Raw genomic sequence first — 11870 nt, 5'->3', positions numbered from 1 at the left:
CTATAGTGTTAACTTTTCTCACCAAGGTAAAATAGTTAACCTTTGTAACCAGTGGCGACGATATAAACTTCTCGAGAGCGAGCCCTTGAAGAATCTGGTTTACGAATTTTCACAACGTTAAACATGTCGCGGACATCTTTAACATATTGGTCAAATCCTTCGCCCTGAAACACTTTGACAACAAAACTACCATTAGGCGCAAGAACTTGTCGACACATATCTAATGCTAATTCCACCAGATACATCGCCCTAGGTTGGTCAACAGAAAGGTTACCTGCCATATTAGGTGCCATGTCAGACATTACGACATCGACCATATCAGGCTGAATTCTCTCTAAAAGCGCTTCCAAAACCGCCTCTTCACGAAAATCACCTTGAAGAAACGATACACCAGCAATTGAATCCATCGGCAAAATATCACAAGCAATAACTTGCCCATTATCACCGACAATACCAGCGGCATATTGTGACCATCCACCAGGAGCGGCCCCCAAGTCAACCACTGTCATTCCGGACTTCAACAATTTGTCTTTTTCTTGAATTTCTTCAATTTTAAAGATAGCACGTGAACGATAACCTTTCTTTTTAGCTTCATTCACATACTTGTCATCAAAATGTTCTTTCAACCAGCGGCCAGAGCTCGCTGAATGTTTTTGTTTACTCATTCTAATCCTAATCAAACAGCGTCTATCTGAGAAAGTATGGTAGAAAATATAGTCTTCAAAGATAGATGGCGCTAAAATAGCTTTTTTCAACCCTGATAATAAAGAAATTTGGGCGCGTAATGAACCTAAGCAACAAACAAAAGCAGCACCTAAAAGGTCTAGCACACCATTTAAACCCAGTCGTCTTAATGGGCGCTAACGGGCTGACCGAAGCTGTTCTGGCAGAAATCGAAATTGCGCTTGACCACCATGAACTGATTAAAGTGAAAGTGGTATCTGAAGATCGCGAAACAAAACAACTGATTGTTGACGCGATCGTTCGAGAGACTAAAGCAGAGAAAGTACAAGTAATTGGTAAAGTACTGGTTCTGTATCGTCCTTCAGAGCAACGTAAGATTGAACTACCTCGTAAGTAATAACTGTTCTGCAGTAAAAAGTGTTACTTAAGATTACAAAAAGGTCGCCTTAGCGACCTTTTATATTTTAAGAGAACTAAAACTCTACAGTTAAAGGTAATCTACTCTATCAATTTCAAATACTTTATCGCCACCAGGCGTCACGATGGTCACTTCGTCACCTTCGCTTTTTGCAATCAATCCGCGAGCAATAGGTGAACTAACAGAAATTCGACCTGCTTTGATATCTGCTTCATCATCACCAACAATTTGGTAAGTTTTTTCTTCATCTGTATCTACATCGATCAGTGTCACTGTAGAACCAAAAATAACCTTACCTGTCTTATCCATTTTCGTTACATCGATAACTTGAGCCACAGATAGCTTATATTCAATATCACGGATCTGCGCTTCACAAATGCCTTGCTCTTCACGAGCAGCGTGATATTCAGCATTCTCTTTCAAGTCACCTAGCTCACGAGCTTCTGCAATAGCTTGCGAAATTTGTGGGCGCAATTTCAATAATCTTTCAAGTTCGTCACGCAGTAATTTCTCACCGCGTACTGTCATAGGAACTTTTTCCATTTTATACCTCTACGCCAAAGCTGCCTTTGGACAAAACGAAACAGCCTAACCTCCCTAGAGAGATAGGCTGTATTAGATAAATGTATTTCGTCTAAGTGTAAACAAAGTTTCTGTCGAAATCATCCAAATTAAAAATTAGATACAAGAATTGGCTTTCCGCGCACAAACCTAGATTCCACAGCGATCTAGGTCACATTTTATCCAGTTCACATTTCCACCATTAAAATAAAAAAACATAAATATTTGCACTTAACATTCGATTAAAAAAAGATTAGAAAAACATATAAATCCTTTAAATACATTCACTTGATATTTTTTAAGCGCAATAAAACATCGTTCAATTGAGTTTTTTACATCATTTTACTAACAAGCACGGGAACTTTGCGGTTTAAATCTAACTACGCAATATCCGTAAGGTCTCTAAACTTGTTTATGCAACTTTCACATAAACATGACATAGGAATCTTGATCGGCTTAAGTATTCAAAGGACGATAGATATGTGCGTTGTAGTATATTCACACTCTATTTTCTATTTATGGACAGTAAATTAGGATTAAAAAATGAAAAAGACTCTAATTGCTCTAGCAGTGGCAGGCGCAGCAGTGGCAACAGGCGCAAATGCTAACGAACTATACAACAAAGATGGCGACACTCTTACTATGGGTGGCCGTGCTGAAGCACGTCTATCTCTTAAAGATGGCAAAGCAGACGACCTATCTCGCGTTCGTCTAAACTTCCTTGGTAAAAGCATGATCACCGACAGCCTATACGGTGTTGGTTTCTACGAAGGTGAGTTTACAACATCGGATCAAGGTAAAACTGACAGTTCAGGTTCAGATAGCCTAATGAACCGTTACGCTTATGCTGGTATCGGCGGTAACTTCGGTGAAGTCACTTACGGTAAAAACGAAGGTGCACTAGGCGTTATCACAGACTTTACCGATATCATGGCTTTCCACGGTAACTCAGCGGCAGACAAAATTGCTGTAGCGGACCGTACTGACAACATGATTTCGTACAAAGGTGCATTTTCTGACCTTTCACTAAAAGCTAGCTACCGTTTTGCTGACCGTACTGCCGCTGCAGATGGTGGCTATGCAGACAATGGTGAAGATGGCTACTCTCTATCAGCTATCTATGCACTCGGTGATACAGGCCTGAAACTAGGTGCTGGTTATGCAGACCAAGATACTCAAAACGAGTATATGCTAGCTGTATCTTACAAAATCTCAGATTTCTACTTAGCGGGTATTTTCACTGACGGTGAAAAAGATACAAACGTAGATTACACAGGTTACGAATTTGCTGCGGCTTATAAACTAGGTCAAACAGTATTCACAACTACTTACAACAACGAAGAAACTTGGGACAATACTACAGCAGATAATATTGCTGTAGATGCATCATACTACTTCAAGCCTAACTTCCGTGCTTATGTGTCATACAACTTCAACCTAATTGACGCTGGTGATGCATTCACATCTTCAGACTCAAACGGTGTTTACTCGCAAGGTACTGCGACAAAAGCTCAAGCTGAAGACGAAGTTGTGCTAGGTATGCGTTACGATTTCTAATCGTAAACAATGCCTTTTCTTAAAACGCCTGCTTTGCAGGCGTTTTTGTTTTTAGCACATAAAAGTTTAACCAAAACAGCAATGAAACTTGCTGCTTAACACATTATACTGACTGCACTTTTAGGCAATTTTGTAGTCCGTATGCAGCGTATCTTTTTAGCCAAACTCACCTTTGAAAAAATCGTTTTTAGTTTTGTGGTTGGATTGACGATCACCCTACTTTCCTTTCAGGCGCAGGCTAATCAAGTTGCTGCTCAGCTCCCCCTGCTACTCGTTATGCACTTATTGCGAAAAAGCTTACTGACAAGATTGAAACAGACACTCAGTCGACAAACCAATACTTCCCTCCTGCCAGTACGTTAAAAATCGTAACCGCGCTTGCCGCAAAACTGGAGTTGGGCGATGAGTTTCGTTTCCAAACAGCCTTATCACAGTCAGGTAATAGCTATTCTCTGGTATTTTCTGGAGACCCAACTTTATCTTCAGAAAACATCAAGCAACTGCTGGGTAATATAAAATCCACAAACTCGGGGTTAATCTCTGGCGACATTTGGTTAGATAACACAGCATTCACCGGATATGACAAAGCCGTAGGTTGGCCTTGGGATATTGTAGGGGTCTGCTATAGCGCACCAGCAAGTGCGATCAATATCGATGGTAACTGCATTCAATCTTCGATCTATACGGAGAAAGATGGAACCACTCGTGTTTACGTACCTGAACAATACCCTGTTTATGTAATGACCGATGCTGAAACGGTTTCTGAACAACAACAAGAGTCACGATACTGTGATTTAGAACTCTATCCGACACAAGAAAACCACTATCAACTGTCTGGATGTTTGGCTGAACGAGCAAAGCCACTGCCTCTAAAATTTGCGGTACAAAATACCAATCTTTATGCACAAAGAGTCGTGTATAAATTGCTCAATCAATTGGGACTTCAGCTTAAAGGTGAGATAAAAATAGGAAAGATGCCAAAGACAGGAAAAGCCATCGCAACTCATCAATCAGAACCTCTGCCCGTTCTGCTCGATACCATGCTCAAAGATTCTGACAACCTGATAGCGGATACGTTAACAAAATCTATAGGCAGACATTATTACCAACAAGCAGGTAGCTTTAACAACGGTACAGAAGCCATAAAGGAAGTGATCAGCAAGCAGACCGGTATTTCTCTTAAAGATGAGCAACTGGTCGATGGCTCTGGTTTATCACGCAATAACCGGCTTCAAGCATCAAGTATGCTTCAAATCCTGCATTACATTTGGAAACACGACAAAACCTTAGGTTTAATTAACCTATTACCGAGTTCTGGAGAATCAGGGACATTGCAGTATCGCCGTAGCATGCGAGAAGAGATGATTAAAGGAAGAATCAAAGCCAAGAGCGGCTCTCTCTACGGAACGCACAATATGGCTGGATATGGTTTAGATGAAAAAGGGAAACCAAGTGCTGTCTTCATCCAGTTTGTTACGGATTACTTCCCACCAGAAGTCGAAAACGAAGTCCCTGTAGAAGCTCCTCTGGTGACGTTTGAAAAAAGCTTTTATCGACAAGTTGTTGAGCTCAGTAAATAGCTTTAGAGCTAAGAAGCGCGTTGATTAAACATACGTATCCTTAAAACACAAAAAGCGCCGACAGGCGCTTTTTGATGTTCGATATGCAGCAAATTACTTCACAATTACTCGTGCAAATTTACGCTTACCAACTTGGTAAACATAAGTGCCCGCAGTTGGAACTAGCTTAGCATCTTCGATTTTTTCACCGTCTTGCTTAGCCGCGCCTTGCTTGATCATTCGCATTGCATCGGATGTTGAATTAACAAGACCAGCATCTTTAAGTAGGTTGGAGATTGCAATACCAGCTTCAAATTCGAATTCTGGCATCTCATCTGGCATCGCACCTTTTTGGAAACGATTGATAAACTCTTGTTCTGCTGCTTCAGCATCTTCTTCACTGTGGAAACGAGCAATGATCTCTTTAGCCAAAAGAATCTTAGCGTCACGAGGGTTTGCGCCATTTGCTACGTCTGATTTCAGTTTTTCAAGCTCAGCAAGAGGGCGGAATGACAGTAGCTCGTAGTAGCTCCACATCAGATCGTCAGAGATAGACATGATCTTACCGAACATCTCACTTGGAGCTTCACTAATACCAATGTAGTTGTTTGCTGATTTAGACATTTTCTTTTCACCGTCTAAACCAACTAATAGTGGCATCATTAGTACAACTTGAGGTTTTTGACCGCTAGATTTTTGCAGTTCACGTCCCATCAATAGGTTGAACTTTTGGTCAGTACCACCTAACTCAACGTCCGTTTCCATCGCTACTGAGTCATAACCTTGCAGGAGTGGGTACATGAATTCATGAATAGCAATTGGCTGACCGCCTGCATAACGCTTCTTAAAATCATCACGTTCTAACATGCGAGCAACCGTTTGGTTTGCAGCCAGACGAATCATACCTTCTGCACCAAGCTCAGATAACCATTCAGAGTTAAACTGAATTTTGGTTTTCGCTGGGTCTAAGATCTTAAACACTTGCTGCTTGTACGTCTCAGCGTTACGTAGAACGTCTTCACGAGTTAGCGGTGGACGAGTGGTATTTTTACCCGTTGGGTCACCGACCATACCGGTGAAATCACCGATAAGGAAAGTAACGTCATGCCCTAAGTCTTGGAAAGTACGTAACTTATTCAGAATCACAGTGTGACCTAAATGAATATCTGGTGCAGTTGGATCGGCACCTAATTTGATACGTAAAGGACGGCCTTCTTTAAGCTTAGCAATCAGCTCTTCTTCAGGAATCAGTTCCTCAACACCACGTTTAATTTCAGCTAAAGCCGCTTCAATACTCGCCATTCTTGTTCACTCCCACAGATTTGGCAAAAATTTAATAGTTCGACATATTACTTGAATAGCGATGCATTTTGAAACCAGTTAGACTACGTAACTGGATTTTTTATTAATTATTGACTGAATGACCTCCGAGTATGCTTTCTATTTTCACTCGTCTTCCATGGATTCATCGAACTTTAATCGCGTTATGCAGTGCGTTGATTGTTTTTGCTCTTTTATTTTTGCCTAGCCCAGAGTCTTTGCAAAAGAATCCAAACAAACTACAAGTAGGTCGTCACTACCCACTTGCTATTAATAGTGAAGCTCTCTCTCCGGGCTCGACGATTCTTCCTTCTGCGATTCTGCGCTGGGAGCAATACAAGGTTCGTTCCGGAGAAAGCGCCGCAGTTCTATTCCAACGTATTGGACTTAGTGCCAGACAGCTATACAGCTTAACGTCTAGTAACGATGAGATTAACAAACAGTTAAGCCGTCTACGTCCAGGCGATGAACTGCAGTTTGGCTTTGATGACAACAATGAACTGGTTCAACTTAAACGCAAACTGAGTGCTTACGAAACCTTTGTCATCACCCAATCTGAAAATGGTTACACCTCGGAAATAGACAAGAAAGAAGTCTTCTACCAATACAACTATGCTGAAGCGGAAATTACGTCAAACTTCTGGAACGCAGCAATGTCTGCAGGTTTAAGCGCCAACCAAATTATGGAGTTGGCAGGGATTTTTGGTTGGGATATCGATTTCGCTTTGGATATTCGCTCTGGTGACAGCTTCAAACTGCTCTATCAAGAAAAGATCGTTGAAGGGGAAGTGGTTGATCGCGGAAACATCATTGCTGCTAGCTTTATCAACCAAGGTACAAACTTTACTGCAGTACTTGATGACAATACGGGGAACTACTATGACCCAAGCGGTCGAGCTATGAAGAAAGCCTTCTTGCGCTCACCACTTGATTTTCGTCGGGTATCTTCCAACTTTAACCCAAGACGCTTACACCCAGTAACTGGACAAGTGAAAGCACACAGAGGTACCGATTATGTTGCGCCTATCGGTACACCTATTTGGGCTGCTGGCGATGGCGTGGTTGAAAAATCGAGCTATAACCAGTTCAACGGTAACTATGTATTTATCCGTCACAGCAATACCTACATTACCAAATACCTGCATTTGACTAAGCGAACCGTTAAAACGGGACAGAGAGTAAAACAAGGACAGATGATTGGAACCTTAGGCAGAACAGGCCGAGTGACAGGTGCTCATCTGCATTACGAATTCTTGGTCAATGGTGTTCATAAAAATCCACGAACAGTGTCATTGCCTCAATCTCAATCATTAACAGGCAAAGCAAAGCAAACTTTCATTGCTAACGCGGAAATTAGACTGCAGCGTTTAGACAGATACAGCCAGTTACTGTACGCAAAATAACGAGTTGTCTGTATCTATATAAACCAAAGATGAAGATGTCTAGAAGACAAAAAGGGCTGAATATAAACTCAGCCCTTTTGTTTTATGCGTTTTGTCAGCTTTTTTAACCGCTATTTTTGGTGCTTATTTCGTCCCAACATCAATAGACACGGCGTCAATACCAGAGTTAGAACTGTTGCAAATGCTAAGCCGCCAGCGACGGCTGTTGCTAATTGCGACCACCACTGAGTACTTGGTGCACCAAATTCAATCTTTTGGTTGATCAAGTCAATATTCATTTCCAGAACCATAGGCAATAAGCCAAGGATCGTGGTTATGGTGGTGAGCAATACCGGACGTAAACGTTGAACGCCTGTTCGGAGTATTGCCTCTTTCTTATCCAAACCGCGTTTTATCAGCTGATTATAAGTATCGATTAAAACAATATTATTGTTTACCACAATACCTGCCAGTGAAATAACGCCAATGCCGGACATAATCACACCAAACGGTTTCTGGAAAATCAACAAACCAGCGAAAACCCCAACCGTCGAAAACAGTACCGCACTCAAGATTAAAAATGCTTGGTAGAAGCTGTTGAACTGAGTAATCAGAATTACGGCCATAGCCACCAATGCAACTAAAAACGCCTTTTCTAGGAAAGCCGCCGAATGCTCTTGCTCTTCGTTCTGGCCTCTCATTCTAAACTCAACGCTTGGTGGTAACCCTAACTCAGCCAACGCTTGTTCGATTTTCGGTAACTCTAGCGCCAAGTTGTAGCCTTCGTTTAAATCAGCCATCACGTTGATAACTCGACGTCCATCAATACGTTCTATCGTATCTTGTTTATGATCTGGCTTGATTTCAGCAAAATTGGTAATCGGCACTAAACCAGCAGGTGTTTTTACCCGAAGTTGATCAAACCGCCCAATATCGCGCTTGTCTTCTGGGTAGCGAACAAGAATATCCACTTCTTCGTTGGCATCATCGGGTAAGTAATCACCAATTTTTAGACCATTAGTAACAAACTGAACTGTGTTACCCACCAAAGTTGCATCAGCAGCAAAGCGAGAAGCATCATCGCGACGAATATCAATCCGCCAGTCGATACCCGGCTTTGAAGATGAATCGCTAATATTGGTAAACGCAGCATTACTGTCAGCCCAGTGGCGAACTGTCTTAGCCGCCAACTCTAGTTCTTGAGCATTATTACCAGAAAGCTCTATAACCACGTCATGATCGACTGGCGGCCCCGCATCCGGAAACTTATATTCGATCTCAACACCAGAGAACTTATCTGTGGTCAGTTTTAGCTCATCAATTATTGCCATGACTTTACGACGATACTGCCATTCCACAGGTTTAACTTGAATTTGGCCGATAACATCATCCCCACCAGTTCGAGTGTAAACACTTTCAAATTCATCATGGCCTAGCATTACCTGCTCAATTTCGCGCATGATGGTGTCTTTCTCATTAATCGACAGATCACCGTAAGAGCGAACTTTCACATTGAAATATGGCGGATCAACTTCTGGGAAAAATTCCACACCGTTACCAGCTTTGACATAGGCAAATCCTATTGCGACAGACATGACAATCGCACTCAAAAGGATTTTCAGCGGGTGATGTAAAGCAACAGAAAGCGTCTGGTAATAAAGCTTGGTGATACCCGTCGCTTTATCAAATTCGCCTTCGTGTAGAGCCACCATATTGGCTCTCGCTTCGGGAGTTACGTTTTGAGGACGCCCCATTACGCTACCTAAAACTGGCACAAACAGCATCGCCATAATTAATGAAGCGGTCAACGTAGCAATCAGAGTCAGAGGTAAATACCTCATAAACTCGCCTGTTACGTCCGGCCAGAACAGCAAAGGGGCAAACGCCGCGAGAGTGGTCGCAGTAGAAGCCGTGATAGGCCATGCCATACGTTTCGCTGCATCGCGATAAGCTTCCCCTCTAGGCATTCCTTCCTGCATTCGCCTATCGGCAAACTCGGTCACAACAATCGCGCCATCCACCAGCATACCGACCGCCATAATCAGCGCGAACAATACGATGATGTTAACGGTTAATCCAAATACCGAAAGTGTCAGCAAGCCGATTAAGAATGAACCTGGGATAGAAACACCAACCAACAATGCTGTTCTCACTCCCAATACGGCAATGATAACGATAACAACAAGAATAATGGCTGATAACACATTGTTCTGTAGGTCATTAAGCATCATCTCAACATCTTGAGATTCATCCCACGTGTACTTGACCAATAAGTTGGATGGCCAATCTTCTCGCTTCTGCGCTTCACTAATAACAGTTTTGACCAGCTCTACCGTTTCAATGATATTCTCGCCCGCTCGCTTTTTAACATCCAAAACGATGGCTGATTTGCCGTCCAGTCTGGCGAACGAGCTTGGGTCTCTGAAAGCACGTCGTACTGTTGCAATGTCTCCGAATGTGACAACTTGCTTACCATCTACTTTCACTGGCAACTCTAAGACATCTTTTATCGAGTCAAACACTGAAGGAACTTTGACAGAGAATCGACCATATCCCGTATCTACAAAGCCTGCAGCGACGACACGGTTATTTAACGCTATCAGGTTGTAAATATCGCCCTGATCTAATCCATAACTTTCCATGAGCAGTGGATCGACAATGATCTCAACGATGTCGTCTCTGTCACCGGCAATATCCACTTCTAGAACTTGACGGAAACTTTCCAACTTATCCCTTAATAGACGAGCGATTTGTACTATGCCACGTTCAGGTACTGTGCCGTATAAAACAACAGACAATACTGGCTGTGCATTCGCTAACGTCACTTCGTTTACGGTTGGCTCATCACTGTCGGCTGGCAATTTCGGCTTAGCTAAATCTACCGCATCTCGCACATCCGCCATCGCCTTATCAAGATCGACACCGACGTTGAATTCAAGAACAACAGAAGCATGGCCTTCAGAAGAATTAGACGTCATCTCCTTAATGCCTTCGATGGAACGCAATTCTTGCTCTAATGGACGGGCAATCAAACGCTCCGCATCTCCCGGTGAAATACCTTGGTGAGAAACAGAAACATAGATGATTGGGATAGTAATATCTGGACTCGATTCTTTAGGAATCGTGACATAAGTTAATGCACCCGCTACAAGAATAAACACCAATAGCACGAGCATAGTTCGAGTACGCGACAGTGCCGCGTCAATTAACGCAAACATGTCGCCTCCTAAGGCTTACTGTCCTGTAACGGTTGGGTTTCTTTATCTGCTGTGTGCTTAATCGCTGCGACTTTATCACCATCACGCACAAAACCTTGTCCGCGTGTAATGATGTCGACTTCTTCACCCAATCCAGTTAACCAAACGCCGTCTTGCTCCGCTTTGACCAGTTGAATAGGAACGAAATGAACCCTGTCTTCAACCAAGGTTTTCACCCCTAAGTTTCCTTGATCATCAAGCGCAAGCATGGCTGGAGTAATTTTCACTGCCATTTGCGTTTCTAAATTCAGTTCAACTTGAGTGCTTACCCCTGCTGGGATCTGCTGGTTCGGATTAGGCACTTCCACCTCAATAGCGAAAGTATTGGTTGAAGGAGAAGAAAGCTGAGATAAATAACGCACGGTTCCCTGAGTTTGAGAACCTTGAATAAAGTGAATGGTTGCTGGTTGACCTTTAGTAATGCTCTGAATGTGGCGTTCACTCACGTTCGCTTCTATCACCAATTTATTAAGATCAATCAAGGTTGCTACTGGGTCGCCAACACCAACAAAATCGCCCTGTTCAATAAACAAGTTTTCAACTACGCCATCGAAAGGTGCAACAATTGAAGTGTGCGCTAGGTGCATTTCGACCGTTTTCACACTGGATTTGGCATCGGTAAGTTCTGCAAGAGCGTTTGTATAAGCGATTTCGCCCTGCAATCCACGATTTTTAAGCGACTCTGCCGCTTTGAACTCTTGACGTTTTACCGACAACACAGCCTTTGCTCGATCAAGCTGAGATTGCAAATCACCTTGATCAATAAGCGCAATTACTTGCCCTTTAGAGACTTTGTCACCTTTGTCGATTTTGGTGAGTAAGATCTTGCCTGCGATTTCCGCAGATAAGCGAGCTTGCTTATCTGGCGCTGTGCGGCCGTAAAGATCGATTTTCTTTTCCGTAGGTTCAGCATGGAAGGTTTGATACATCACTTTAGCAAGTGGGATAGTATCTGCAGATTTTTCTGGTGCTTGCTCTTGTGCGTTAAGTGAGCCAAGACTCAGCCAAAGGGTTAACAATATGATCAGTATGAAAGAAACGAGCCAAGGCTTTTGTGTAAAATGTCGCCCGCCAAGTAAGCTTCTCAATGAGACATGAGACATGGACAATCCTTTATATATATGTCCCTGCA

10 protein-coding genes are annotated in these 11870 nt (G+C 42.7%); 5 read left to right on the top strand and 5 right to left on the bottom strand.

Annotation, left to right across the window (positions count from 1 at the left end):
• Nucleotides 1-35: 35 nt before the first annotated feature.
• A complete protein-coding gene (gene rlmE, locus P4S58_RS01985) occupies nt 36-665 on the bottom strand; it encodes a 23S rRNA (uridine(2552)-2'-O)-methyltransferase RlmE (RefSeq protein WP_042484404.1) in 630 nt (209 codons plus the stop codon).
• A 119-nt stretch (nt 666-784) separates the two neighbouring features.
• Between rlmE and yhbY the strand changes: the two genes are divergently transcribed.
• A complete protein-coding gene (gene yhbY / locus P4S58_RS01980; protein WP_042484407.1) occupies nt 785-1081 on the top strand; it encodes a ribosome assembly RNA-binding protein YhbY in 297 nt (98 codons plus the stop codon).
• Between the two features lie 90 nt (nt 1082-1171).
• Here the strand turns inward: yhbY and greA are convergent, their stop codons facing one another.
• On the bottom strand, nt 1172-1645 hold the full coding sequence (gene greA / locus P4S58_RS01975; protein ID WP_102954122.1) for a transcription elongation factor GreA: 474 nt from the start codon (nt 1643-1645) through the stop codon (nt 1172-1174).
• Nucleotides 1646-2206: 561 nt separating this feature from the next.
• Here greA and P4S58_RS01970 point away from each other — a divergent pair.
• From P4S58_RS01970 to dacB, 3 genes are all read left to right on the top strand, one after another.
• Entirely contained in the window at nt 2207-3220 is a 1014-nt protein-coding gene (locus P4S58_RS01970) for a porin (protein ID WP_102968093.1), read from the top strand.
• Between the two features lie 141 nt (nt 3221-3361).
• The gene (locus P4S58_RS01965) at nt 3362-3583 is read left to right on the top strand and encodes a hypothetical protein (RefSeq protein ID WP_337162819.1); all 222 of its coding nucleotides are present in this window, start codon (nt 3362-3364) and stop codon (nt 3581-3583) included.
• Entirely contained in the window at nt 3505-4800 is a 1296-nt protein-coding gene (dacB, locus tag P4S58_RS01960) for a serine-type D-Ala-D-Ala carboxypeptidase (RefSeq protein ID WP_337164489.1), read from the top strand. The genes P4S58_RS01965 and dacB overlap by 79 nt, the downstream gene beginning before the upstream one ends.
• Before the next feature lie 93 nt (nt 4801-4893).
• On the opposite strand, the gene tyrS is transcribed toward dacB, so the two are convergent.
• Nucleotides 4894-6081 carry a tyrosine--tRNA ligase gene (gene tyrS, locus P4S58_RS01955; RefSeq protein WP_102968091.1) on the bottom strand — a complete coding sequence of 396 codons (1188 nt, stop codon included), beginning with the start codon at nt 6079-6081 and terminating at the stop codon, nt 4894-4896.
• Nucleotides 6082-6212: 131 nt separating this feature from the next.
• Here tyrS and P4S58_RS01950 point away from each other — a divergent pair, with 131 nt between their 5' ends.
• Nucleotides 6213-7502: a peptidoglycan DD-metalloendopeptidase family protein gene (locus tag P4S58_RS01950; RefSeq protein ID WP_102963244.1), complete on the top strand. Its 1290-nt coding sequence runs from the start codon at nt 6213-6215 to the stop codon at nt 7500-7502.
• A 110-nt stretch (nt 7503-7612) separates the two neighbouring features.
• Here P4S58_RS01950 and P4S58_RS01945 read toward each other — a convergent pair whose 3' ends face one another.
• Nucleotides 7613-10699 (bottom strand): efflux RND transporter permease subunit, encoded by a 3087-nt coding sequence (locus tag P4S58_RS01945; RefSeq protein WP_102963243.1) that lies wholly within the window; start codon nt 10697-10699, stop codon nt 7613-7615.
• Between the two features lie 8 nt (nt 10700-10707).
• Nucleotides 10708-11841, bottom strand: a complete 1134-nt coding sequence (locus tag P4S58_RS01940; protein ID WP_102968090.1) for an efflux RND transporter periplasmic adaptor subunit — start codon at nt 11839-11841, stop codon at nt 10708-10710.
• Between the last annotated feature and the right edge of the window lie 29 nt (nt 11842-11870).

This window comes from Vibrio sp. Hal054 (assembly GCF_037162405.1).
GTDB classification, from domain to species: Bacteria; Pseudomonadota; Gammaproteobacteria; order Enterobacterales; family Vibrionaceae; genus Vibrio; species Vibrio diazotrophicus.
This window is presented reverse-complemented; position numbering and strand designations above follow the sequence as displayed.